Here is a 25,466-nt window from a genome sequence, read left to right as displayed (position 1 = left end):
TCCCCAAATAGGAAATGCTTTTGTAAAGTATTTCAATAGAAGCGATTATGACGATATTAGGAATATCCGCATTTTACCACGATTCTGCTGCAGCTATTGTGCAAGACGGCAAAATAGTAGCTGCCGCGCAGGAAGAACGTTTTACACGTAAAAAACACGATCCTGCTTTTCCAACAAATGCAGTGAAATATTGTTTGGAATATACTGGAAAAACGATTGATCAACTTGACGCAGTTGTATTTTATGACAAACCTCTATTAAAGTTTGAACGTTTACTAGAAACCTATTATGGCTTTTCGCCGAAAGGTGTACAATCATTCATCACAGCAATTCCAGTGTGGTTGAAGGAAAAAATGTTCTTAAAAAAACTCATCAAGGACGAATTAAAAGAAATTCAATCGTATGACAAGAAAAAACTAAAACTACTATTTCCAGAACATCACTTATCGCATGCCGCAAGCGCGTTTTATCCGTCACCGTATGAAAAAGCAGCGATTCTTACCTTAGATGGAGTAGGAGAATGGGCAACTGCTTCTATTTGTGTAGGAGAAGGGAAAAACATTACGATGCTGAAAGAACTGCAATTTCCACACTCTGTCGGATTGTTATACTCAGCATTTACCTATTTCTTAGGATTCAAAGTCAACTCTGGCGAATACAAACTCATGGGATTGGCACCTTATGGTAATCCGAAATCGGAACGCGTGCAAAAATTTAAAGAAATCATCAAAACGAAACTCATCAAAATCAACGATGATGGTTCCATTTGGTTAGATCAAAAATACTTTAACTATGCAGTCGGTTTGCGCATGGTGTATGACAAAAAGTGGGAAGAATTATTCGGTTTCCCGCGAAGAACCTCTGAATCAGAATTTGAACAACAACATTCCGATTTAGGCTTGGCAATCCAAGAAGTAACGGAAGAAATCATCATCAAACTAGCCAAACACGCCAAAGAAATTACAGGTGCAGACTATCTCTGTATGGCTGGTGGTGTGGCATTAAACTGTGTTGCCAATGGAAAATTACAGAATGAAAACATCTTCAAAGAAATTTTTATTCAACCTGCCGCTGGAGACGCTGGCGGATCGTTAGGCGCAGCATTAACAGCATATTACACCTATTTTGATCAAGAACGTGTAGTTGAGCCAAACGACGCAATGAGCGGTTCGTATTTAGGTCCGGAATTCTCAGACTTGGATGTGGAAAAAATTAACCGAAAATACAATGCAACATCCACCTATTTTTCAGATTTTAGCAAACTTACCAAAGAAGTAGCAACGTATATTTCAGAAGGAAACGCCATTGGTTGGATGCAAGGACGCATGGAATTTGGTCCACGTGCACTGGGAAGACGAAGTATCTTAGGAGATGCTCGAAATCCTGAAATGCAGAAAAAACTCAATCTCAAAATAAAATACAGAGAATCGTTCCGTCCGTTTGCGCCATCGGTACTTTCGGAAGATGTCAACGAATTCTTTGATTACGAAGGTATTTCACCATACATGTTGTTAGTGCACAAGGTACATCCTAAAATAAAGCATGAAATTCCTGTAAATTATCACGAATTGCCAATTCGCGAAAAACTATACGTACAACGCTCGTCCTTACCAGCAATTACGCATATTGATTTTTCTGGGCGAATTCAAACTGTACACAAAGATACCAATTCGGAATACTGGGAACTCATCAACGAATTCAAGAAAATTACAGGTGTTGGTGTGGTGGTAAACACAAGTTTCAATGTGCGTGGAGAACCAATTGTATGCACGCCAGACGATGCATATCGCTGTTTTATGCGAACGGAAATGGATTATCTAGTCATTGGAAACTATGTGTACAAAAAAGAAGATCAGCCAAGTTGGCAAGATACGGACGACTGGAAAGAAGAATTTTTATTAGATTAGATACCTGTGTGGAAAACAATTAAATACAATTTTATGGTGCTGTTGGTGCTTTTAGTGCTGATAGAAATCATGTTGTGGTTTTTTCCTGTGGCGAATCCGTATGAAACTGCCAAAGTCAACATGTTTTATCCGCCGATTGGGAATATGTATATCGAATCGCAATTTGAGCCAAATACTACACTTCAATTTTCTACGGAAGACGGTTTGTTAGGGTTTGAAAATTACAAAGACACGACCAACTTTAGCATCAATAATGTTGGTTTTCGTGGTGACAAACTCAACATACCAAAACCTACGAACGAATATCGAATTTTCGCTATTGGCGGAAGCTCTACAGAAAGTCTCTATGTAGACGATGCAGATGTTTGGACACGTGTTTTACAAGAAAATTTGAACCGTGATAACTATCAAAATAAAACAGTAAAAGTATACAATGCAGGGAAATCGGGCGATAATATTCAAGATCACATAGCCATGTTGTCACACAGAATCATTCACTTGCAACCTGATGAAATCATTGTTTTTTGCGGTATCAATGATGTTACGCGTTTGCTTTTGGATGACAATCCTTTAAAATTCAACACCAATGAAAAAAGCGCAGATGCGCACGTTGGTTTTTGGCAAATGTTCACTGTTTTTCTGTATGAATTTCAAATTCCTAGACGTTTATACTACGCGTTCAAAACGGAAGAAGATGCGTTAGAAACTATTGAAATAGCATCAAATTATCAGAAAAAAGTAAAAAAGACACAGTCGCGACCTATTGAAAATCAGTTACCTACCGTAGATTACGGGAATTATGTAAATAAATTAAAAACCTTGATCGGGATTTGTCAGGCGAATGATATAAACCTTATATTTGCCACGCAAGTAGTAACTTGGGATACAGAAGACGAAGCCTTGCAAAATTGGCATTGGATGACGTCTCGTGGCGGTATTCGCTACAATGCAAAAAAGCTGCAACAAAAAGTTGATAGTATCAATGCGGTAACGGTGAATGAAAGCTTAAAATTTTCCATTCCTGTATTCAAAACGGATTCCATCATTCCAAAAACAAGTACCTATTTGTATGACGATTGCCATTTTAATCCTGCGGGAAATAAAAAAATGGGCGACGAGTTAGCAACATTTATAAAGACCTTAAATCAATAACCTATGGAGTTTTTAAAAGATCTATTCAGATTCTTAAAAGAACGAAAAAAATTCTGGCTTTTGCCAATGATTATCGTATTATTATTACTTGGAGTCATCCTAGTTTTAGGTGGCGGATCTGCCATTGCACCATTTATCTACACCTTATTCTAAATCATGAAAGAAAGTAATACAAAAGTAATTTTAGTCATGGTGGTTGGCTTCTTGCTGATTGCCACGTATCTTCATTACAATACGGAATATGCAACTGCTGCAAAAGTGTTATTTATCATTGCGTTAAGTGTAGGCGTTTCTTCGTTTATTCCACCGCTAGAACAGTTGATTGTTTGGATTTGGGGAAAAATTGCCATGGTTTTAGGTTGGATCAACACAAAAATCATTCTATCCTTGGTGTTTTTTATCTTTCTAACACCATTTGGAATCTTATCGCGATTGTTCTCAAAAAACAGCAGCCTCAAACTAAAAAATGATGCCAATACTACTTTCGTAGAACGCAATCATACGTACACCAAAAAAGATTTAGAAAATATCTGGTAAACGCAGCAAAACCATGAATGAAAAAGTAAAAGACAGCGACGATTGGTTATTTGTGATTTCTCCTAAGAGTAATTTATTCGATCTTAAATTAAAAGAAATTTGGAGATATCGCGATCTGTTAATGCAATTTGTCGTTCGTGATATTGTCACGTTATACAAACAAACGGTTTTAGGACCTATTTGGCATATTTTGCAGCCACTTTTAACATCTGTAATTTTTACGATAGTATTCAACGGAATTGCCGATATCAAAACAGGAAATGTAAATGCCTTTTTGTTTAACCTTGCGGGAATTACCATTTGGAATTACTTTGCAGAATGCTTAAAAGCAACTTCCGACACGTTTAAAAAGAACGAAAGTATTTTTGGAAAAGTATACTTTCCACGTGTCATCACACCATTATCCATCACGATTTCCAATTTGGTAAAATTTTCTATTCAACTCTTAATCTTTACCGTTTTTTACATCTTTTTCTACTTTCAAGGAGATGCCGGAAGCATTTCAGTTGCCATCTTTTCCGTACCTATAGTAGTAGTAACGATGGGTTTGTTAGGATTAGGCTTTGGAATGATTATTTCCTCCATGGTCACAAAATATCGCGATTTGGTGTTTTTGATACAATTCGGAATTCAACTTTTAATGTACATTTCGGCAGTCATGTATCCTATTGCCATTACGGTGGAACGATTGCCTTCATACATTTCGTGGATTGTAAATTACAATCCGTTGGCGCGTGTCGTAGAATCGTTCCGATTTATGGTTTTCTCTGAAGGAAAATTTTCATTGACACACATCATCATCACTTTTGTCATCGCCATCATTATCTTTTTTATTGGATTACTAATTTTTAATAAAACAGAACGCAATTTTATTGATACGATATAATGGAAAAGAAAATCATACTTAGCATAGAAAATGTATCAAAACAGTATCGTTTGGGCGTTGTGGGAACACGAACCATCAAGCACGACTTGAATCGCTGGTGGCACAAAGTCCGTGGCAAAGAAGATCCGTATTTAAAAATTGGAGAACGCAACAGCCGATCAACCGTAGGGAAATCAAAATATGTTTGGGCATTAAAAAACATCACGTTTGATGTGCATGAAGGTGAAGTGTTGGGAATTATCGGAAAAAATGGCTCTGGAAAATCCACACTCTTAAAAATTCTCTCAAAAGTAACCATGCCAACAAAAGGATTGATCAAATCAAAAGGGCGAATCGCTTCTTTATTGGAAGTTGGTACCGGATTTCATCCCGAATTAACGGGCAAAGAAAATATTTACCTCAACGGCGCTATTTTGGGAATGTCTAAAACTGAAATCACGTCAAAATTTGAAGAAATTATAGAATTTGCAGGCGTGCAACGTTATATTGATACACCCGTAAAACGCTATTCGTCAGGAATGAAAGTTCGTCTGGCTTTTGCGGTAGCAGCACATTTAGAACCTGAAATATTAGTCATAGATGAAGTATTGGCAGTAGGTGATGCGGAATTTCAAAACAAAGCTATTGGCAAAATGAAAGACATTGCCAGCGATGAGGGAAGAACAGTGCTATTTGTGAGTCACGACATGGATGCCATTCAAAAACTCACCAAACGCGCGGTCGTACTTTCTGATGGAGAAGTATTATTTGTGGGCGAAACAGACAAAGCGGTGCAAGTTTACTTAAACAAAGGATTGGAAAGCAAACCTGTAGTTTCTTGGGATCAGTTAGAAACGGCACCAGGAAACGATTTTGGTCGCTTAAAAAAGGTAACCATTTGCAACCAGAAAAAAGAGGCTTGCAAACGTTTTAACATTACCGAACCTATTCATATCAGTGTTTCGTATTGGGATTTAAACGCCGAATACTCCAACACAGCCATGCTTAGAATCATCAACGAACGTGGACAATGTCTGTTTGCTACGAATGAGTTCAATGCGCCAAATTGGAAAGAAGTACATTCAAAAGAAAAAGGAATCGTTACAGCAGTATGTACCATTCCTGGGAATTTTATGGCAGAAGGACAATTCAATATCAGCGTAGGTGTTGGAAATTATAATCCGGACATTACACATGTATTTGAAGAAAATTTACTAGCTTTCGAAGTATATGACGATACTACTGGCGAAGGTGTCCGCAACATGGCTTCGGGCTCTTGGCCTGGAATGGTGCGACCTAAGTTAGATTGGAGCATTGAAAGAATACCTTTAGATTAATTCATATTTGATACCATTGAAAAAAACCTACATCATAGCAGAAATCGCGCAAGCACATGACGGAAGTTTAGGAATGGCGCATGCCTATATTGATGCGGTGGCAAAAACGGGCGCGGATGCTATTAAATTTCAAACGCATATCGCTGCGGCGGAAAGTAGCATGCATGAACCTTTTCGGGTAAAATTTTCCAAGCAAGATGCAACACGCTACGAATACTGGCAACGTATGGAATTCTCCTTGCCACAATGGAAAGAATTAAAAGCACATTGTGATGAAGTCGGATTGGACTTTTTATCGTCACCATTCAGCAATGCAGCTGTAGATTTGTTGGAAGAAGTAGGTGTGTCGTGCTATAAAGTAGGTTCTGGAGAAGTGAACAACTTTCTATTGTTAGAAAAAATAGCAAACACGGGAAAACCGATCATCATTTCATCGGGCATGAGTTCGTTTGCAGAATTGGATGAAACCGTCGCTTTTCTCAACGAAAAAAACTGCGAATTCTCCATTTTACAATGTACAACTTCGTATCCAACAGCGCCAACGCAATTTGGGTTGAATGTAATTCAAGAACTCAAAGATCGTTATAACGTAAAAATTGGATTCTCTGATCATTCCTCAGGAATCGAAGCGGGAATTGCTGCAGCGACGTTGGGTGCGGAAATCTTGGAATTTCATGCAGTATTTGACAAAGAAATGTTTGGGCCTGATGCAAAATCGTCACTTACATTTTCAGAAACTACCAAACTAGTCAACGCCATCAGAAACATTGACCAAGCGTTGAATCATCCCATAAATAAAAAAGACAACTCACACTATTCAGAACTCAAGAAAATCTTTGAAAAATCGTTAGCCATCAACAAAAATTTGCCAAAAGGACATGTCTTAACATTCAACGATTTAGAAGCTAAAAAGCCTAAAAATTACGGAATTCTAGCGTCTAAATTTCAAGAAGTCATCGGGAAAAAGCTGAAAAACGATATGAAACAATGGGATTTTTTGAATGAGGAAGATTTTGTTTGATGCTTTGAAGTTATGAATGCTAAATTTTAAATTACGTAAACGTCAGTTCGAGTGAATTTGTATGACAAATTTGTATCGAGAACAGCTAAGAAAAAAAGCGTTTTGATTTAGAAGTAGTTCTCGATACAATTTTCTGTCTATCTCGACTGCGCTCGATATGACAAAAAATCACTTGAACTGACGTCAAGAATACAACGAATAAACAGAAAGACAAATCAACAAAAAGCCAAAAGCCAGTGGCCAACAGCTAAAAGCTAGACAGAGAATGAACAAACGAAAAATATGTGCCGTAGTCACCGCGCGACCATCGTATAGTAGAATTAAAACTGCGCTGAAAGCGATTCAAGAGCATCCAAAGTTAGAATTGCAATTGGTGGTGGCAGGTTCTGCATTATTAGGTCGGTATGGAAATGCTGTCAATGTCATTGAAAATGATGGTTTCAAGATTGATGAAAAGGTTTTTATGGTGTTGGAAGGTGAAAACCCAACCGCAATGGCAAAAACGACAGGTTTAGGTGTCATGGAACTTTCAAACGTATTTTACAACCTAAAACCCGATGCTGTTATTACCATTGCCGATCGTTTTGAAACCATTGCGACAAGCATTGCAGCAGCATATCAAAACATTCCGTTAGTGCACATTCAAGGCGGAGAAGTAACGGGAAATATTGATGAAAAAGTGCGTCATGCAAATACGAAATTGGCAGATTTACACTTAGTGGCTTCACAAGATGCCAAAGATCGTGTCATAAAACTAGGCGAAGATCCAGCCTATGTGATCAATACAGGTTGTCCGTCGATTGATATTGCCCAAGAAGTTTTAGATGCAGCAGACTACGAATTTGATCCCATCAAAAAATATGGTGGTGTCGGAGCTGATTTAGACATTTCTAACGGTTATTTAGTCGTAATGCAACATCCAGAGACCAATCGTTACAAATCGGCACGAGAAGACGTTTTATGTACCTTAAAAGCCATTCATGAACTCAACATACCAACGTTTTGGTTTTGGCCAAACGTAGATGCAGGTTCTGATGGAACTTCCAACGGAATTCGCTATTATCGTGAGAATTTCGATCCTGGAAACATTCGTTTTTTCAAAAATATGGAGCCAAACGACTTTTTACATTTATTGAAAAACTGTGATTGTTTGGTAGGAAACTCGAGTGTGGGAATTCGTGAATGTTCATTTATAGGTGTCCCAACAGTAAATATTGGAACACGTCAAAATAGACGTCAACGTGGAAAAAACGTAGTGGATTCAGTATATGACAAAGAAGCTATTAAATCGGCAATTTTGGAGCGAATTGACGCAAAAGGAAGACTTTCAGAACATATCTATGGCAATGGAAACTCTGGAAAACAAATTGCAGAAGTATTAGCGAATACAAAATTAATCGCGCATAAAACGATTATGTACTAATGATATTCAATTCGCTTGTTTTCTTACTTTTCCTGCTAATCGTTTTTTTTAGCTACTGGTTTGTATTGCAGAAAAGAATTCAATACCAAAATATCCTAATTCTTATTGCAAGTTATGTCTTTTATGGTTGGTGGGATTGGCGTTTTTTATCACTTATACTCTTTAGTACGGTTGTTGATTTTTTCGTTGCGAAAGCAATCCGTAACACAAGAATTAAAAGGAAAAAAAAGCACTTTTTATACATAAGTATTTTTGTAAATCTGGGATTACTCGCGTTTTTTAAATATTTCAATTTTTTTATTGAAAGTTTTGTTGAATTATTCCAAAGTATTGGAATTCAGTCAAATATCAGTACGTTAAACATCATTTTACCTGTCGGAATTTCGTTTTACACCTTCCAAACATTGAGTTACACTATTGACGTGTATCGCGAAAAAATTGAACCATCACATCAGTTTATCAACTTTGCTACTTTTGTAGCATTTTTTCCACAACTCGTAGCAGGTCCCATAGAACGCGCCACAAACTTATTGCCGCAATTTTTGGTAAAACGTGTATTTCAGTATGAAAAAGCGGTTTCGGGAGTGCAGTTAATTTTGTGGGGATTTTTCAAAAAAATTGTCATTGCAGATTCCTGTGCGATGTATGTCAACGTTATTTTTGAAAACAGCGAAGTGTACAATGCGCCCACGTTAATTTTGGGAGCTGTATTATTTGCATTTCAAATATATGGAGACTTCAGCGGATATTCTGACATTGCTATTGGAGTTGCCCGATTGTTTGGATTTGACTTAATGACCAACTTTAAAAAACCATACTTTTCAAGAGATATCGCAGAGTTTTGGCGTCGTTGGCACATATCATTATCTACGTGGTTTCGCGATTATGTCTACATTCCGTTAGGCGGAAGCAAAGGAACACAAGGAAAAAAAATACGAAATGTATTCATCATCTTTTTGGTGAGCGGATTTTGGCACGGCGCCAATTGGACCTTTATTTTTTGGGGATTTCTCAATGCATTATTTTTCATTCCTTTATTAATTTTACAAAAAAATCGAACGCATACCAATGTAGTTGCAGAAAACAGTATACTGCCTTCTTTTAGAGAGTTTTTTCAAATCCTAAGTACATTTACAATTGTCACATTTGCTTGGATCTTTTTTCGAGCGGAAAACATTACAGCGGCGTTTCAATATATAGAAAATATATTCAGTTTTTCCTCTAACAAAACTGCCTACAGTATCGGATTGGAAGTTCCGATGCTTTTAATTGCATTTGTGCTCATAGAATGGATCATTCGTAAAAAAGAAGCACCAACTATTCAAAATAAGTATCTTAGATGGGCATATTACGTAGGAATAACGCAGTTAATTTTATTTTACAGCGAAAAAAATGAAGTAGTTGATTTTATTTATTTTCAATTCTGATGAAAAAATATTTAAAAAAAATAGCACTTTTTGTCATTATATTTTTCTCCATAAATATAATCGTCTTTCTTGTCATACAGCGCAAAAGCATGGAGTTGTCTACTGAAAATCAGCGCATATCATTTATAAGAAATTCCGTAAAAAGTCCAAAAATGATCGTTTCTGGAGGTTCTAATGTTGGGTATTCACTCGATTCTGAACTGCTTAGCAAGAAACTAAATATGGAAACATTCAACACCTCATTTTCAATCTCGCATGATTATGAATTTGTACTCAACTATATTGCATCAAACTTGCAAAAAGGCGATATATTTCTCTACATTCCTGAATTTGACAATTACTATGTGAACAATGAAAATATGATGTCGCATACACTTTGCGTAAGCATTTACAACCATCCGTCGTTCTTTTCATATTTGAGTTTTACCCAAAAAGTAAACTTTCTCACAAAAGTGCCTAAAATAAATACGCTATTACTCTATAAAAATTTAAAATATCAATTTTTACATACTCAAAAAAGTAGCTTGCAAACGAATTCACGAGGCGATTACATTCACCATTTAGACAAATCTAAAACTTGGAAAAAGACTGAAATTACGCGCTATGAAAAGTATCAGTACAATCATAAACTTAGCAATCATTTTAAAAATGCAATGCTAAAAGCGCAACAAATGGCAGAAAGCAAAGGCGCTACTTTTTACGTGAGTTATCCGTTGATTGCTGCATCGCAATACGATGTACGTTTCAAAGAAGATTTGGAAAAATTTTATAAAAACACGACTATAAAGCTCATTGGAAGTCCAGAAAATTATATATTTCAAGACGATCTTATATACGATCATCCGTATCATACCACAAAAAAAGGAAGAGAAATACGAACTGAAATTCTTATAAAAGACCTTCAAAAAGTGCTAAAACTATAATAACATGACCATTCTTGCAATCATACCAGCACGCGGCGGAAGCAAAGGTGTTCCAGGTAAAAACAAAAAATTGCTTCACGGAAAACCACTCATTCAATACAGTATTGACGCGGCATTGCAATCAAAACACATTGCAGAAGTGTTGGTCACGACGGACGATTCAGCAATTATTGAGATTGCGAAGTCGCTTGGCGCGAATGTACCCTTTGTGCGTCCAACACACTTGGCGGAAGACACAACACCAACATTGCCTGTCATTCAGCATGCCGTAGCATTTTTAGAAGCACAAGGAAAAAAGTTTGACGCTATCTGTTTATTACAACCCACGAGTCCGTTCCGACCGAAAGGATTTTTGGACAAAGCAGTGGAAACTTTTAAAGAAAAACAAACAGATTCACTAGTTTCAGTCTTAGAAGTTCCACATCAATACAATCCACATTGGACGTTTGAAGCCAATGAAAATGGTATTTTACAGATTGCAACAGGTGAACAACACATCATTCCGAGGCGACAAGAATTGCCAAAAGCTTATCACAGAGATGGAAGCATTTACATCACCAAAACAAAAGTTTTAATGGAGGAAAATTCATTATATGGAAAATCTTTGGCGTATATTGTATCTGATGAACGCTACTACGTAAACATTGATACGTTGGAAGATTGGGAAAAAGCAACTGAATTAGCAAAAACAATCACACTGTGAACTTTGAAAAACATACGATAACGAACTTTCACATTTCTTTTGCAGCAAATATCTTTGAAATACAACTTTTCAAAGAAGCCAACAAAGGAAGCAATGTATATATTTTTGATAGTGAATTGTTTAAAATCGTTTGGTATTCTTCCGATCATACACAGGAAAAAATCTTAGATTTCATCAAAGAATTGCATGGTAATGTAGACAATGTAGTGGAAAATATTTACAATGAAATCGGAGGTATTTTTGAAATTTTTATTCACGATAAAAAAAACAACAAACTACTCATTGTGAATGACTTATATGGTGTTAACGGAAGTTTTTATCTAACTAATAAAGATGCACTGCATTTCTTCTTAAATTTTCAAAACTTCAAAAAATTTCAACTTCCATTACAGTTTGATCCTGATGGAATACAAGCACATTTTGCATTTGGTTACCAAGTACAACCATTTCCGTTGCCTTACAAAGGAATTTCACGAATTGAAGGTGGAAAATTGCATACTTTTAATGCTGATTTGAACCATTCTGGAAAAGAGTTAGACATTACTTTTTCCACAAAAAAACCATCATTTTCACTCAAAGAAGCGATGCATGTAACGGAAAAGCTATTTTTTGGCGCTACAGCAGGAAAAGATAGTTTAACATTGTTAAGTCAGGTTGAGGAAGGAAATGAACACTTCAAAACTGGAAACTTTGGCGAAGTCTATTCGGCAGATGTCATGCAAGGAAAGGAAATTGCTGTAAAGCTTGATCTTTCGTACGAGCATACAACCTTGTGTGATGAAGAAGAATTTGAACACTATGCCAAGCAAATAGCGAATATTTCTGGCGGATTGGGAACGATTTCTTATGTAGACATGCTCAAATTTGTAGACGAAGGCATTCCAAACGATTACAGCTACGTGATGGGCGAAGCAGGTGAATGTGTCCGCATGTTCTTCCCAGCAGCGACACATCTCGCGAAAGCGTTACACAACTATGTAACACCGAAAGAATTTTTGTCAAACACTTTTGTAGTTGATTATGAGTCGTTTATAAAATCCTATCCAGAAAATATTTCGGCAACAATCACTGACAGCTACGAAGGAACTACCAACGCAGAAATCTTAATGAATTTCTACCGTAAAGGACGTTTGCCAGGCAATTTTGGGAATCGTCACAAGCTATTATCGGCGTATCGAAACAAAATCACGCCGTTTTTGCATGAACAATTCATTCAAGAAACACACAATTTGCCACACAAACGCTACGAATACGATCAAATACATGAGCAAATCATCTACGATTCCAATCAGGATTTACTGGCGTTTTTTAGAAACCCAATTCAGTCAGATGTTACCGTTCAAGACTGGAATCATCGAATTTCTAATGAAATAGGAGTGAAGTTATATGAACTCTTAGAAACCCATATTGAGGCATTAAAAACGGTGTTTGACACCCAAAAAGTACTCGCATTGGCAAAGCAACAACAAAAAAATCCAAATAGAGGTGTATATTTTCTTTTCAGAATCCTTTCAATGGCTATATTTGCGGATACTATCAATAACGCGATTGCCCCATGCGAAAAAAGATAATTTCCATATTTGTGGGATATCAAAGTTTTGAAAATCATTATGCAAGTGATTTCTTTGAAACTCCCGAAAACATTGACATGTTGGTTTGGCACAACGTGAAGTCTTCCGCTTTGGAAAAACTTCCCAAAGGCATTCAAACACAACAACTGCCTGCGTTTGATTACAAAGGAAAAACAGACTTTTTACGCTATTTAAAAGCAAAATCTACGCTGCGTTACAATGATAAAACACAAGCTACAAAAAAGCATTTGTTGTACAGAGTAGCTCCAGTAACAAGCAATTTCAAGAAAAATATCAGATTTGGATTGATTCGCTTTTTATCACGTTTTTATGCTTCCAAAAAAGGAATTCAAAAGTTAGAAACGTCTTTCTTTCAGCAAACGAGAAACTCCAACTATTACCAAGAATGTTTGGCATATTTACAAGCAAATACGCCAGATATGATGTATTGTTCGCATCAAGTATCTAGTTTTTCGTTAGCGCCTGTGTTAGCGGCGCGCGATTTGGGAATTCCTGTGGTGAGTTTTATTTATTCATGGGACAATCTTCCAAAAGGAAACAAAATGCTCAAAGCAGACCATTACTTCGTTTGGAGCGAATATATGAAGGAAGAAATGTTACAATATTATCCTGATGAAGTTGAGCAAAATAATATCACAGTTACGGGAACACCACAATTTACCTTTTACACAAAGTCTGAATATTTAATTGATAAAGAATTATTTTACAAAGCATATAATTTACCTATAGATAAAAAATTACTGTGTTTTTCAGGAAATTTTACTTCGATAGGAATGGACGATCCGTTGTATTTAAAAGATCTCGCGGAAGCGATAAAAGCGCATAATCAAACGAGTTTAGAACAGTATCATGTCATTTTACGCGCGAATCCATCAGATTACAATCAAGGTTTTATTCCAATTTTGGAAGCTTATAAAGAGGTCATTACGGAAGTCATTCCAACGTGGAATCATGAAGAATTTCCACTGCCAAAAGACTATACTGTAAACTCAAACTTAGGAGTTTTGTACAGTACATTGCACTATTGTAGTGCTATTTTCAACATAGGTTCTACCATGGCGTTGGACGCTATTTTACTTGGGAAACCTGCATTTTACTGTCATTACAAGCAAGCAACTGGACATAAAGATTTTGATATTGAACGCTTGTATCAATTTGTACATTTTAAAACCTTTGACAAACATCCAAAAGCAATACAGCATATACAATCAAAAAATGAATTGCAATCATTGTTAGTAAACTTTGAAGCCCAACAAGAAATCAATAAAGAACACCGTATTCATTGGGCAAAAACGCTCACAAAACATCCTTTACATAAAGTTACGATGCGCATGCATACAGCTTTTCAACAAATATTAAACAACACATGCATATAGGTTTTTTACTTCCTGAATATCCTCATGAAAACGTTGCCACCACTGGAGGAATTGGCACTTCCATTCGCAACGTGGCACTTTCATTAACAAGTAATGGACATAAAGTTTCTGTTTTCATTTACTCACAAAATGAAAACAAAATATTTTATGACGGAACCATCAAGGTTCACAAAATAAAACAACAAGTAAGCAAAATGTATCTTACTTGGTATACCAATAGAAAATACATACAAAACTATGTTCAAAACTATGTGTCGGAGGATCAAATTGATGTTTTGGAAGCTCCAGATTGGACAGGAATCACGGCATTTATGAAATTTTCAATTCCTTTGGTGATTCGCCTAAATGGTTCAGATACGTATTTTTGTCATTTAGATGGAAGAAAAGTAAAATCGAAAAATGCTTATTTTGAAGGGAAGGCGCTGCGAAGTGCTGATAAAATTATTTCTGCCAGTGATTTCACGGCACAAAAGACAAAAGAATTATTCAAACTAAACAACACTATTGATACGGTTCATAACGGTATATTTACCAACTACTTTTTACCACTTCCTGCCGCTAACGTAAAAGAAAACAACGTATTATATTTTGGAACCATTATTCGTAAAAAAGGAGTATTGGAATTGGCATCAGCTTTTAATAAAGTCATTGAATCAAACCCTGAAGCCACACTCACACTCTTAGGAAAAGATACCGTAGATATATTTGATAATGTGTCTACATTGCAACTTTTTTACAACCTGCTTTCAAAAGAAGCTAAAAAGCAAGTCACACATATTCAACAAGTTCCACATGCAGAAGTAAAAACATATTTAGCAGCAGCAGCTGTGATTGTATTGCCTAGTTTTGCCGAAGCGTTGCCAATGACGTGGATTGAAGCCATGGCATCTGCAAAACCGTTAATAACCTCTGATGTTGGATGGGCAAAAGAAGTCATGATTCATAATGAAACAGGATATACTGTAAATCCTAAAAATCATGAACTATTTGCTGAGTATATGATTGAATTGTTGCAAGATAAAAACAAAAGAGAAAAATTTGGAGCCTATGCAAGAGAAGTGGCTCTCAAAAATTTTGATATTATGGGAAGTATCCTGCAAAAAAATATAAAAGCATATAAAGCTGTGATGCTAAAAAAATAGAATGCAATAAAAAACGTATGATTCAAAAAATACTAAAAAAGCTTAAAAAACGGCGAAAAAAGTTTCAAAGTCATCCGTTAATCAACGGAAATGCAAATGGTGCTTTATTTCGATATATTAAGTTTAATGTAATTCAAACGATTCGTCCAAAAGACAGAGTGTACAAATGGATTCATGGTTTGAAATTTTATGCTAAAAAAGGAGATGCAGGAATTGTGTCAAATATCTACATAAAACTTGCTGATTATGAAGATTCTATGTTTGTGATGCAACATTTGGATGAAAATGACTTGTTTGTAGATATTGGTGCCAATGTGGGACATTTTTCATTACTAGCTTCGGGAGTTTCCAAAGCGCGAACGATCGCGATTGAACCGATTCCGAATACCTATCAGAAGCTTCTAAGAAATATTAAACTAAATGCCTTAGAAGAAAAAGTAAGATGCTTAAATATTGGATTGGGTGAAGAAACGGGTGAACTTAAATTTACTAAAGGTTTTGATGTGATGAATAGAGTAGCGCTTGAAAATGAGAACATTCCAACGATTTCAGTCCCGATAGAAAAGCTAGATGATGTGTTGAAAAATGAAACCCCAACATTCCTAAAGATTGATGTAGAAGGTTTTGAATTTTTTGTATTGAAAGGTGCAACAGAAACGCTTCAAAAACCATCCTTAAAATATATATTGCTTGAATTCAACAATTCAGGTGACAAATTCGGAATCACAGATGCACAAGTTTTCGAATTTGTGACTTCGTTTGGCTTCAAGCCAATTTCGTATGATGTTGCAGAAGAAAAAATTGCGCTAGAATCCTCATTCCGAACGGATAAATTTAATACAATCTTTATGCGAGAATCATAGTCATATTATGAAATTTACACTCATTATTTGTACATACATGCGCCCAAAACCCTTGCAAACGCTCTTGCAATCGGTTGTTGCGCAGACATTGTATCCAAATGAAATTTTGATTGTAGATGGTTCTCGAAATGATAAAACCAAGGAAATGTTACGTCAAAATCCGTTCAAAAATCTGCGCTATTTTAAAGTAGAAGATTCTGATCGTGGATTGACGCGACAACGAAATTTCGGCATCCAAAACGTTGCTGAAACAAGTAAAATTGTCTGTTTCTTGGATGACGACACAATTTTAGACAAAGCGTATTTTACAAATCTTATTGGAACATATAAAACTTATCCAAATGCGTTAGGTGTTGGTGGTTATATTACGAATGAAATCAGTTGGACGAAAATCACAGATAAAGTGCAACCTTCCGCAAATTCTTTTGTGTACGATGGTTGGTTTCGAAATGAATCACAGCGTTATCGACTGCGAAAGAAGCTAGGTTTATTAGATGACACAAAACCATGCATCATGCCTACATTTGCACATGGAAGAGCTGTTGGATATTTGCCACCTTCAGGAAACATATACCCTGTGGAAGTCTTTATGGGCGGCGTTTCATCGTTTAAAAATGACATCTTCAAACAACTCAATTTCTCCACGTATTTTGATGGATATGGTTTGTATGAAGATACCGATTTTACGTTGAGAGTGTCCAAATTAGGTCAATTATATGTCAATACTTCGGCGCAATTGGAACATCACCATGATGCTTCTGGTCGTCCAAATCAATATAAGTATGGGAAGATGGTTGTTAAAAATGGATGGTATGTTTGGCGTGTAAAATATCCAAAACCAACATTAAAAGCGAGAATAAAATGGAATGCAACCACTTTGTTTTTGGCAGTTCTCAGATTTACAAATATATTTACCGAGCCTAAAAAAAAGGAAATCTTTACTGAATCACTTGGCCGATTTGCCGCTTGGTTTTCATTATGGTTTCAAAAACCCCGAATTGAACGATGAGTTTTCTCAAAAATATATATAAAATTTTGCCTACGAATGGCTTGAAAGAATCACTGAAAGAAGTGTATTTTAATCAAGTGCGAAAGGAAAAATTCAAGCGTAAAAACGGTCATTATAGTGCTGCGTTTTCAGGCAATATTGAAGTCATTACCAAACTTCCAATGTATTATGTAGTCAAGGATATCAGCAGATACGAAACGTTTTATACTGTAAAAAAAGATGATGTTGTCATAGATGCTGGCGCCAATCATGCAAATTTGTCCATTTACTATGGAAAAAAAGTAGGTGTTGGCGGAAAAGTATTTGCCTTTGAACCCGACAAGATCAATATTGCAGAAATGGAAGCAAATATTTCTCTAAATGCTGGAGTTGAAAACATACACATTCAAGAAGAATTAATTTGGAATGAAAATACCAAACTCGAATTCTTTGAAGCAGGCTCAGTTTCTTCGTCCATTCATTACAAACCTGAAAACGCCAACGCCATTTTAAAAGACGCCATTACGATTGATGCTTTCCAGAAAAGAGAAAATTTAGATCGTTTAGATTTCATCAAAATGGACATTGAAGGCGCAGAAATTGAAGCGATGGATGGTTTGGTAGAAGTCTTGGAAAAATTCAAGCCAAACTTCGCAATTGCCAGTTATCATTGGGTAAATGATGAACAAACCTATAAAAAAATAGAAGCATTTTTTAAAGAAAAAAACTATCCATACAAAACCGTTTTTTACAAAGATGGTGAAGTCATAACCTTTGCAGGAACTAGCGTTGCGTAATATGAATTTCCTAATTGTCACACACGTCTTACATGCTCAGAAAGAAGCAGAATACTTTGCGTACGCGCCGTATGTGAAGGAAATGAACTTGTGGCTAAAATATGTAGATAAAGTAACGGTTGTAGCGCCATTACTGGCAGATAAGGAAATTCGCCCAATTGATATTGCGTACAAACATAAGGAGATCGATTTCAGATCAATTCCTGCGTTTGACTTGCTAAGTTTGAAGTCAAGCTTGAAAACATTGTTGGTTTTGCCACTCATCTTTTTTAAAATTTTGGGTGCGATGCGGAAAGCAGATCATATTCATTTGCGTTGTCCTGGAAACATCGGATTGATCGGTTGTATGGCTCAAATTTTCTTTCCATCGAAGACAAAAACGGCGAAATATGCAGGAAATTGGGATCCAAAAAGTAAGCAACCGCTAAGTTACCGACTGCAAAAAAGAATGCTCTCCAATACATTTCTCACAAAAAACATGAACGTTTTGGTGTATGGCAATTGGAAACAGCAAACAAAAAATATAAAACCCTTTTTCACGGCTACCTATCGCGATCATGACAAGGGCGAAGTTATAAAACGTACCTTTGATGATGTGATTCAATTCAGTTTTGTAGGTTCATTATCACCTGGGAAACGTCCATTACTTACGATTCAAATAGTAGAGAAACTTCGAAAATTGAACTATAACGTACGTTTGGATATTTTTGGGGATGGCGAAAAGCGAACGGAATTGGAGGCGTATATAATTCAAAATCAATTAGAAAAATGTATCAGGTTACACGGAAATGTAACTGCGGAAGAAGTGAAAGAAGTGCATAAAACAGCACATTTTATGCTGCTTCCATCCAAATCGGAAGGTTGGCCAAAAGTAGTCGCAGAAGCCATGTTTTGGGGAAGTTTGCCTATTGTCACCAAAATTTCCTGTGTTCCGTATATGTTAGCTGAAGGAAATCGCGGTATTTTGATAGATCCGACGGTTTCAACTGCTGTTGCAGAAATTGAAAAGGTGTTGAGTTCGCCAAAAAACTATCAAGAAAAAGTAACCAAAGCGATGGAATGGAGCAGAATCTACACGCTTGATAAATTTGAAACGGAGATAAAATCATTGCTATAAATGGTAAAAGCGTATACAGATATCGAATTAGTATCGAAATATCCGAAATCGGAAAAATTTCCACTCATCAATGCGTTGCTATTTGACGAACAGCATCGGTTTTTAGAACTCAAAAATTATTATCAGTTAGTGGATGATATGAACGACGCCGATGTTGCTTTATTACCATTTTCATGGAATTATTACCTACATCATAATTTACAAGCAGAAGCAGAACGTTTCATAGACGAATGTCACGCCAAGAATTTAAAAGTACTCAGTTATGTTTCTGGAGATCAAGGTGTAAAACCCACAAATACAAACGTGTATGTGTTTCGAAATAGTGGTTACAAGAGCCAAAAGCTGAAAAATCAAATTGCTTTTCCTGCATTTTTCAAAGATCCGTTAGTGCATTATATAGAGCCAGAAAATCATCAAGTACGCGTGCAATCAACAAAACCTGTCATTGGTTTCGTAGGGCAAGCCACGCCAAACGTGTTAAAAGCAGCAAAAGACATTGGTTTGATTCTCTACAGAAATCTAAAATTTTACTTAGGAAAAACACTTTTAGAGCCACAACAATGGTACGCTGCACCGTTTATGCGGTATATATATTTAAAGCGATTAGAGAAAAATAAAAACATCACCACAAATATTATTTACAGACAACGCTATCGAGCTGGCATCCGGACAAATCGTTCTACAGATAAAACTACGTATGAATTTTACGAAAACATCAACGATTCGGATTATATTTTCAATTTGCGCGGTGCTGGAAACTTTTCGGTACGTTTTTATCAAACCTTAGCGATGGGAAGAATTCCTGTATTGATTGACACAGATTGTTTGTTGCCACTAGAAGGAATCATCGATTGGACGCAGCATTGCATCCGAATTCCGCAGGGAAAAGAAAACGAAATGGAAGCGCGCTTGTTGGAATTTCATAAAAACCTAACACAAGAAAAGTTTGAAGCAATTCAAAAAGCCAACCGAAAACTTTGGGAAGAATATTTGACCTTGTCGAGCTTTTTTGTGCAAATTCATGATCTTATAATAAATGATAAATTATAAATTTTGAATGTTAAATGTTAAATGTTGAATTGAGAAGTTTCAAAGTATAAATTGTTCAAAACGTCAGTTCGAGTAATTTTTCGAAATAAAATGAAGAAAAATTGTATCGAGAACAGCTACGAAATCGAAAGTTTTAAATACTAAATGTTAAATTTTAAGAAACAACAGCAAGCTCAGCGTACAAAAACAAATTAACGAATAACGAATAATGAATAATGAATAATGAATAATGAAGTTAAATAGTTACAGTATAAATGTAGAATTTTAAATGATAAATTACATTTAACTTAAAACCCAAAGCCTAACAAAATGAAAACCCTTCAAGTTATAGATACACTCGAAACTGGCGGTGCTGAAAAGCTTGCGGTAACGTATGCGAATGCATTGGTGACAGAAGTAGATGCTTCTTTTTTGTGTACGACGCGGAAAGAAGGCGTGTTGAAGAATCAGGTTTCGAAAGAAGTTGGGTATTTGTTTTTGAATCGGAAGCGTAGGTTTGATTTTGCAGCCGTAAAGCGATTGAAAGCATTTATTAAAGAAAACGAAATCAACATTGTACATGCACATGCAACTTCGTTTTTTATTGTGTTTTTGACGAAAATGCTGTATCCGAAATTTAAAATGGTCTGGCATGATCATTATGGAAACAGTGAGTTTTTGTCAGATCGAAACGCGTTTATGATTAAAATGGCTTCGTATGCAATGAATGGCGTGATTTCCGTAAATCAGCGATTGAAAGATTGGGCAGCACAGAATTTAGCCGTTTCTACTATTGTGTATTTGCCAAATTTTGCTGTGAAAAGCGAAACGGTCAAAGCAAGCACAAAACTGCATGGAATGGACGGTAAACGCATGGTATGTTTGGCGAATTTACGCCCGCAGAAAGATCATTTTAATTTGTTGCAAGCCTTTGAAATGGTTGTGAAAGATGGTTGGACGCTGCATTTGGTAGGAAAAGATTTTGAAGATGATTATTCGAGACGATTGAAATTGTTTATTCACGATCACGAGTTGAGCAATTGTATATTTATGTATGGAAGTAGGGAAGATGTTTCGCATATTTTGAATCAATGTAACATTGGAGTATTGTCTTCAAAATCAGAAGGTTTGCCGATTTCGCTTCTCGAATATGGATTGCATAAATTAGCCGTTATTGCCACCGATGTTGGCGAATGCAACCGAGTTGTTTCCGACGAAACGAAAGGCTATCTTGTGGCTTCAGAAAATGAAGTGTTATTGGCGGAAAAACTTCACTTTTTAATGGAACATCCAAACGAACGTCTCGCGAAAGCGGAAAATTTATACACACATATCCAAGAAAATTTTTCACAAAAAGCAATTATACAGCAGTTAATCGATTTTTACAATACCTTGTAAATGGCAACACGAGTAGCATACATGGAAAAGCGCATAGAAGAGCTCGGGAAATCAAATTTCCTCAAGTTTACTATGCTAGCCGTGCTGTTTTCCTATTTCTACAATTTGGCCGTTTTTAACTATAGCATTACGGGAAATAACGAATTGCGTTTGTATGACTTTTTAGGACTGCTCATTTTATTTTTAAGCTTCCAATATAAAAGTGTATTGCTTTGGTTTATACAACAACAAAAGTTTACCAATTACCTGTGGATTTTCATGAAATGGTGTATGTTTATGATGATTTTCACGTTTTTCATCAGTTATTTGAACGGAAGATTGACTTGGATTTTGCGGACAACATTGTTCATGTATCACTTTTTGACTTTTTATTTTTCGTCATTGTTTTTTTTAATATTGATGCGTAATGTGAAAATCTTGCGATTTTTTATTTATGCACATATTATTTTAATTATTGTTGCTACTGTCATTGTGTTGATGCAGCATTTTGGAGCCGTTGCGTATTTATGGAGCGAATTGGATAGAAGAGCTTATGGAGGATTTTTATCAGGAATCTTAGGACCCAACAAGATTGTGTTAGGAATGGTGACGATGATTTCTGCGATTACATTTGTGGGGTTATTTCTTCAAAAAGGATTGCGAATTAATAAAATTCTGTTGATTGCGGGAATTGTTTTTGCATTGATCGGATTGGGTTTAAGTGGTTCTAGGACTAGTTATTTAGGCATTTTAGTCTTTTTATTGTATTTGGCTGTGCGTTCCACGGGAAAATTTATCTATATATCTATTGTGATGGGAATTGTCATTTTTGGACTCGTTAGTTATGATTCAGAAATATTTTCGATGGTTACCAATGTTTTTGAAGGTAGAGTGGTGAATAAAATTTCAGATCCGTCGTTGATCGCCGAAGGAGATGTAGACCAATTGTATGAAGATTTGGGTTCGGGACGGAAAAACTTATCATTAAGATACATTGATTATTTACTGGAGAATGTCTACGTAGTTCCTTTTGGTTCAGGATTTAACAACTTTATTTTGGTCGGTTATTCGGCACATAATATCTACTTAACCCTTATCAATGAAGTTGGTTTGCTCGGATTATTCTTTTACGTACGTTGGTTGTTGAGTTACTTTGCTATACGTTTTATACGGTTCAAATTTTTGGGAATCTCGCTTAGAGGACTCGTATTTGCGATGATGGTCACTTTATTATTTGGAGAACAATTGTATGTTTACCGACCTGTTTTTGCTATATTGGGCTTGTTTTTATTTGCAACAGCAACTTTATTAAGCCCTCGATATTACAAAAAGATATGACACACTTTGCTGAACATATTATTGGAGTCGTTATTCCGTATTATAACGCCGCAAAACATATTGAAAATGTAGTGCGAAAATTGCCAGATTATATAAGCAAAATTATTATTGTGGACGATTGCGGTAAAGAACCCATTCCGGAAGCATTGGTAACGAAAGCAGCACAAGGCGATCGGATTGTGATTGTACGAAACGAAAAGAATTCAGGTGTTGGTGGCGCTACTAAAAATGGTTTTTTAAAAGCGATTGAGCTCGAATTGGAGTATGTGATTAAAGTCGATGCCGACGATCAAATGGATAGCAAATTTATCCCCAATTTATTGGAACCTTTGATTGCTAAAAAAGCAGAATACGCCAAAGGAAATCGTTTTAAAGATTTTAAAGCATTGCGACAAATGCCGTTTGTGCGCAAAGTGGGAAATTTAGGCTTGTCGTTCCTAGTGAAAGCAGCTTCTGGTTATTGGAATAATTTTGATCCGACGAACGGTTTTTTTGCCGTAAAAGTGGAATTGTTGAAAAAGCTCGACTTTAAAAACATTCACCGCGATTATTACTTTGAATCTTCGCTGATTGCAGAATTGTATTTTCATGAAGCAAGAATCAAAGATGTGCCAATGCCCGCGCATTACGGCGATGAAAAATCGAGTATGAGCGTTTGGAAAATTCCGTTTATTTTCATTCCTAAATTGACAAAAACCTTTTGGAAACGCATCTTAAAAAGCTATTTTATTTACGATTTTAATATTGCTTCGATATATTTATTATTCGGTTTACCGATGTTTCTCTTTGGTGTCGTCTTCGGAATATACAATTGGGTGTATTATTACAATTTAGGAGAATTAACGCCAACAGGAACGATTATGTTGATTACAGTTTCGCTGATTCTTGGTTTCCAATTGCTCTTACAAGCCATACAGTTTGACATCTTAAAAGCTCCAAAATCTGTATCATGAACCGAAAACATATTTTTGTCATTGTACTAAATTTGTGTATTGCTTTTGGGTATTATTTTGGGAATCTTTCTGCGAATGAAACACATTTAAGTTCTGATTTACACAACATCATCCCGATTTGTTTGAAAATGGATGATCCAACAATGTTTCCGCATGATACGTTTGCCAATGACTTGGAGAATGTAAAATATTATACGCCGTTTTATGTAGAAACCTTGCGTTTTTTGGCAAAATTTACAGACGGTGATTATGTGCAAGCGCTAAATATTCTTACGTTTATTTGTCATATTTTATTTGGGCTATTATTGTATTTTTTATTATTCAAAATAACCAATAACTTTTGGGCTTCCTTAGTAGTATCCTTATTACTCAGAGGAACAATTTGGCTTCCAGGATTAGAATACTGGGGCATTTCAGATTTGTGGTCTATGATGCCACGCGTAGTATACTATGCCTTATTGCCACTTCCGTTTCTATTTGTAAATTTTACAAAGAAATTAAAACTATTCCTAGCAGCTTTCACCATAGGATTCTTATTAAATTTCCATCCAATTACTGGATTGAGTGGAATTTTAATCTTTTTGGGATATCTTATGACACATTCATATCTAGAAAAAAACCGTTTTTTGGCTATTTTCAATTCCAAAAACCTGCTTTGTGTTTTCTTTATTTTTCTAGGAATGCTTCCGTTTTTTATCAATTACACCAACACTATTTCTGTAAAAGCAGATTATGATCTCACTCTTTACAAAGAAGCTTTTGCAGCAAAGTATCCAATATATTTTACAGATCCGACCACTTTTTGGAAAGAATGGCTAAAACCAAAATTTTTCATTTATGGATTGGCTGTGATTGCTTTTGTCGTATTAGCGTATCGAAAAGGCATTCAAAAAGATAAGCGGCGAATGAAATACATGCTGATTATTAGCACTTTACTGTTTTTGCTGCCAAATGCAGCCGCTTTTGCAGAAGCTATGCTCAACAAGCTTTTCGAAGTGAATATTAGAATGTCTTTTCAGTTGGTTCGCATGCAGAAGTTGTTGATTTTAGCAGCATTCTTTTCGATACTTTTCAGCATAGATATTTTATATAGAAATCAGCAATTTAAACGTATTTTTCCAATGATAGCTGGAAGTTTTCTGCTCGTACTCGTACTCGCAAAACACTCCACATTTGATAACATACCATTCGTTTCAAATGATTTAATTCGTCGTGTGTTGCCAAATTCACTTTCGCTAGGAAACATACAAAGCGGAGCTGAAAATGAGGGTTTGTATGAAATATTGACATTTATTCGGAATGAATTGCCAAAAGATGCACTATTATTTGCTCCTGATGTTGGGCGTTCTGGCGGACAACGCTCTGTAGTATTGGATAGCAAAGGTGCAAATATGCTGATTGAAGGAAATCCGAAACGATTTTTAGAATGGTATACAGATTATAAAGCATTCAAAAAATTATCAGGTAAAGCTTCCAATCAATTTTTACGTGATTATGGTGTGGATTATGTTTTAATTTATATAGATTTACCCGAATTTAAAACCATCATGAAAAAAGGGAAATGGCGTTTGTATGAAGTAAATAAATAACTGAAATTGC

At 35.9% G+C, this 25,466-nt stretch carries 23 protein-coding genes; all 23 read left to right on the top strand.

What is annotated here, in order from left to right:
- Positions 1-47: 47 nt before the first annotated feature.
- The 23 genes from KORDIASMS9_RS17545 (at position 48) to KORDIASMS9_RS17440 (ending at position 25,456) form a co-directional block, all read left to right on the top strand.
- A complete protein-coding gene (locus KORDIASMS9_RS17545; protein WP_114904093.1) occupies positions 48-1,907 on the top strand; it encodes a carbamoyltransferase in 1,860 nt (619 codons plus the stop codon).
- Between the two features lie 6 nt (positions 1,908-1,913).
- Complete coding sequence (locus KORDIASMS9_RS17540; RefSeq protein ID WP_114904092.1) at positions 1,914-3,059, top strand: SGNH/GDSL hydrolase family protein; 1,146 nt, start codon at positions 1,914-1,916, stop codon at positions 3,057-3,059.
- A 3-nt stretch (positions 3,060-3,062) separates the two neighbouring features.
- A complete protein-coding gene (locus KORDIASMS9_RS23745; RefSeq protein ID WP_205318004.1) occupies positions 3,063-3,212 on the top strand; it encodes a DUF5989 family protein in 150 nt (49 codons plus the stop codon).
- Between the two features lie 3 nt (positions 3,213-3,215).
- Positions 3,216-3,596 (top strand): hypothetical protein, encoded by a 381-nt coding sequence (locus KORDIASMS9_RS17535; protein WP_114904091.1) that lies wholly within the window; start codon positions 3,216-3,218, stop codon positions 3,594-3,596.
- Positions 3,597-3,609: 13 nt separating this feature from the next.
- Positions 3,610-4,482, top strand: coding sequence for an ABC transporter permease (locus tag KORDIASMS9_RS17530; RefSeq protein ID WP_114904090.1), 873 nt, complete (start codon positions 3,610-3,612; stop codon positions 4,480-4,482).
- Positions 4,482-5,798 (top strand): ABC transporter ATP-binding protein, encoded by a 1,317-nt coding sequence (locus KORDIASMS9_RS17525; protein ID WP_114904089.1) that lies wholly within the window; start codon positions 4,482-4,484, stop codon positions 5,796-5,798. The genes KORDIASMS9_RS17530 and KORDIASMS9_RS17525 overlap by 1 nt, the downstream gene beginning before the upstream one ends.
- A gap of 16 nt (positions 5,799-5,814) precedes the next feature.
- Positions 5,815-6,819, top strand: a complete 1,005-nt coding sequence (locus tag KORDIASMS9_RS17520; RefSeq protein ID WP_114904088.1) for an N-acetylneuraminate synthase family protein — start codon at positions 5,815-5,817, stop codon at positions 6,817-6,819.
- A 265-nt stretch (positions 6,820-7,084) separates the two neighbouring features.
- The gene (gene neuC / locus KORDIASMS9_RS17515) at positions 7,085-8,242 is read left to right on the top strand and encodes a UDP-N-acetylglucosamine 2-epimerase (RefSeq protein WP_114904087.1); all 1,158 of its coding nucleotides are present in this window, start codon (positions 7,085-7,087) and stop codon (positions 8,240-8,242) included.
- Positions 8,243-8,307: 65 nt separating this feature from the next.
- Entirely contained in the window at positions 8,308-9,669 is a 1,362-nt protein-coding gene (locus KORDIASMS9_RS17510) for an MBOAT family protein (RefSeq protein WP_371412745.1), read from the top strand.
- A gap of 152 nt (positions 9,670-9,821) precedes the next feature.
- On the top strand, positions 9,822-10,592 hold the full coding sequence (locus KORDIASMS9_RS17505) for a hypothetical protein (RefSeq protein ID WP_162820021.1): 771 nt from the start codon (positions 9,822-9,824) through the stop codon (positions 10,590-10,592).
- A gap of 4 nt (positions 10,593-10,596) precedes the next feature.
- Positions 10,597-11,295: a cytidylyltransferase domain-containing protein gene (locus KORDIASMS9_RS17500; protein WP_114904084.1), complete on the top strand. Its 699-nt coding sequence runs from the start codon at positions 10,597-10,599 to the stop codon at positions 11,293-11,295.
- Positions 11,292-12,866, top strand: a complete 1,575-nt coding sequence (locus KORDIASMS9_RS17495; protein WP_114904083.1) for a hypothetical protein — start codon at positions 11,292-11,294, stop codon at positions 12,864-12,866. The genes KORDIASMS9_RS17500 and KORDIASMS9_RS17495 overlap by 4 nt, the downstream gene beginning before the upstream one ends.
- A complete protein-coding gene (locus KORDIASMS9_RS17490; RefSeq protein WP_114904082.1) occupies positions 12,851-14,263 on the top strand; it encodes a hypothetical protein in 1,413 nt (470 codons plus the stop codon). Before KORDIASMS9_RS17495 ends, KORDIASMS9_RS17490 begins: the two co-directional genes overlap by 16 nt.
- A complete protein-coding gene (locus KORDIASMS9_RS17485; RefSeq protein WP_114904081.1) occupies positions 14,254-15,405 on the top strand; it encodes a glycosyltransferase family 4 protein in 1,152 nt (383 codons plus the stop codon). The genes KORDIASMS9_RS17490 and KORDIASMS9_RS17485 overlap by 10 nt, the downstream gene beginning before the upstream one ends.
- Positions 15,406-15,422: 17 nt before the next feature.
- Positions 15,423-16,268 carry an FkbM family methyltransferase gene (locus KORDIASMS9_RS17480; RefSeq protein WP_114904080.1) on the top strand — a complete coding sequence of 282 codons (846 nt, stop codon included), beginning with the start codon at positions 15,423-15,425 and terminating at the stop codon, positions 16,266-16,268.
- Between the two features lie 7 nt (positions 16,269-16,275).
- The gene (locus KORDIASMS9_RS17475; RefSeq protein ID WP_114904079.1) at positions 16,276-17,277 is read left to right on the top strand and encodes a glycosyltransferase; all 1,002 of its coding nucleotides are present in this window, start codon (positions 16,276-16,278) and stop codon (positions 17,275-17,277) included.
- Positions 17,274-18,053, top strand: coding sequence for an FkbM family methyltransferase (locus tag KORDIASMS9_RS17470; protein ID WP_114904078.1), 780 nt, complete (start codon positions 17,274-17,276; stop codon positions 18,051-18,053). Before KORDIASMS9_RS17475 ends, KORDIASMS9_RS17470 begins: the two co-directional genes overlap by 4 nt.
- Position 18,054: 1 nt before the next feature.
- Positions 18,055-19,170 carry a glycosyltransferase family 4 protein gene (locus tag KORDIASMS9_RS17465; RefSeq protein ID WP_114904077.1) on the top strand — a complete coding sequence of 372 codons (1,116 nt, stop codon included), beginning with the start codon at positions 18,055-18,057 and terminating at the stop codon, positions 19,168-19,170.
- Positions 19,171-20,220 carry a hypothetical protein gene (locus KORDIASMS9_RS17460; RefSeq protein WP_114904076.1) on the top strand — a complete coding sequence of 350 codons (1,050 nt, stop codon included), beginning with the start codon at positions 19,171-19,173 and terminating at the stop codon, positions 20,218-20,220. It begins immediately after the preceding gene.
- A gap of 309 nt (positions 20,221-20,529) precedes the next feature.
- Positions 20,530-21,597 carry a glycosyltransferase gene (locus KORDIASMS9_RS17455; protein ID WP_114904075.1) on the top strand — a complete coding sequence of 356 codons (1,068 nt, stop codon included), beginning with the start codon at positions 20,530-20,532 and terminating at the stop codon, positions 21,595-21,597.
- Positions 21,598-22,914: an O-antigen ligase family protein gene (locus KORDIASMS9_RS17450; protein ID WP_114904074.1), complete on the top strand. Its 1,317-nt coding sequence runs from the start codon at positions 21,598-21,600 to the stop codon at positions 22,912-22,914. It abuts the gene before it with no gap.
- On the top strand, positions 22,911-23,867 hold the full coding sequence (locus KORDIASMS9_RS17445; protein WP_114904073.1) for a glycosyltransferase family 2 protein: 957 nt from the start codon (positions 22,911-22,913) through the stop codon (positions 23,865-23,867). The genes KORDIASMS9_RS17450 and KORDIASMS9_RS17445 overlap by 4 nt, the downstream gene beginning before the upstream one ends.
- Positions 23,864-25,456 (top strand): hypothetical protein, encoded by a 1,593-nt coding sequence (locus KORDIASMS9_RS17440; protein WP_114904072.1) that lies wholly within the window; start codon positions 23,864-23,866, stop codon positions 25,454-25,456. The genes KORDIASMS9_RS17445 and KORDIASMS9_RS17440 overlap by 4 nt, the downstream gene beginning before the upstream one ends.
- Positions 25,457-25,466: the final 10 nt, after the last annotated feature.

This window comes from Kordia sp. SMS9 (genome assembly GCF_003352465.1).
In the GTDB taxonomy this organism is placed as follows: Bacteria; Bacteroidota; Bacteroidia; order Flavobacteriales; family Flavobacteriaceae; genus Kordia.
Note: the sequence above shows the minus strand (reverse complement) of the source record. Positions and strands in the feature narration are given on the sequence as shown.

What these genes read in the sequence shown, in the direction of transcription:
- KORDIASMS9_RS17545 (WP_114904093.1), top strand. Translation starts at nt 48, where the DNA reads ATGACGATATTAGGAATATCCGCATTTTACCACGATTCTGCTGCAGCT.
- KORDIASMS9_RS23745 (WP_205318004.1), top strand. Translation starts at nt 3,063, where the DNA reads ATGGAGTTTTTAAAAGATCTATTCAGATTCTTAAAAGAACGAAAAAAA.
- KORDIASMS9_RS17535 (WP_114904091.1), top strand. Translation starts at nt 3,216, where the DNA reads ATGAAAGAAAGTAATACAAAAGTAATTTTAGTCATGGTGGTTGGCTTC.
- KORDIASMS9_RS17530 (WP_114904090.1), top strand. Translation starts at nt 3,610, where the DNA reads ATGAATGAAAAAGTAAAAGACAGCGACGATTGGTTATTTGTGATTTCT.
- KORDIASMS9_RS17525 (WP_114904089.1), top strand. Translation starts at nt 4,482, where the DNA reads ATGGAAAAGAAAATCATACTTAGCATAGAAAATGTATCAAAACAGTAT.
- neuC (WP_114904087.1), top strand. Translation starts at nt 7,085, where the DNA reads ATGAACAAACGAAAAATATGTGCCGTAGTCACCGCGCGACCATCGTAT.
- KORDIASMS9_RS17505 (WP_162820021.1), top strand. Translation starts at nt 9,822, where the DNA reads ATGATCGTTTCTGGAGGTTCTAATGTTGGGTATTCACTCGATTCTGAA.
- KORDIASMS9_RS17500 (WP_114904084.1), top strand. Translation starts at nt 10,597, where the DNA reads ATGACCATTCTTGCAATCATACCAGCACGCGGCGGAAGCAAAGGTGTT.
- KORDIASMS9_RS17490 (WP_114904082.1), top strand. Translation starts at nt 12,851, where the DNA reads ATGCGAAAAAAGATAATTTCCATATTTGTGGGATATCAAAGTTTTGAA.
- KORDIASMS9_RS17485 (WP_114904081.1), top strand. Translation starts at nt 14,254, where the DNA reads ATGCATATAGGTTTTTTACTTCCTGAATATCCTCATGAAAACGTTGCC.
- KORDIASMS9_RS17480 (WP_114904080.1), top strand. Translation starts at nt 15,423, where the DNA reads ATGATTCAAAAAATACTAAAAAAGCTTAAAAAACGGCGAAAAAAGTTT.
- KORDIASMS9_RS17475 (WP_114904079.1), top strand. Translation starts at nt 16,276, where the DNA reads ATGAAATTTACACTCATTATTTGTACATACATGCGCCCAAAACCCTTG.
- KORDIASMS9_RS17470 (WP_114904078.1), top strand. Translation starts at nt 17,274, where the DNA reads ATGAGTTTTCTCAAAAATATATATAAAATTTTGCCTACGAATGGCTTG.
- KORDIASMS9_RS17465 (WP_114904077.1), top strand. Translation starts at nt 18,055, where the DNA reads ATGAATTTCCTAATTGTCACACACGTCTTACATGCTCAGAAAGAAGCA.
- KORDIASMS9_RS17460 (WP_114904076.1), top strand. Translation starts at nt 19,171, where the DNA reads ATGGTAAAAGCGTATACAGATATCGAATTAGTATCGAAATATCCGAAA.
- KORDIASMS9_RS17455 (WP_114904075.1), top strand. Translation starts at nt 20,530, where the DNA reads ATGAAAACCCTTCAAGTTATAGATACACTCGAAACTGGCGGTGCTGAA.
- KORDIASMS9_RS17450 (WP_114904074.1), top strand. Translation starts at nt 21,598, where the DNA reads ATGGCAACACGAGTAGCATACATGGAAAAGCGCATAGAAGAGCTCGGG.
- KORDIASMS9_RS17445 (WP_114904073.1), top strand. Translation starts at nt 22,911, where the DNA reads ATGACACACTTTGCTGAACATATTATTGGAGTCGTTATTCCGTATTAT.
- KORDIASMS9_RS17440 (WP_114904072.1), top strand. Translation starts at nt 23,864, where the DNA reads ATGAACCGAAAACATATTTTTGTCATTGTACTAAATTTGTGTATTGCT.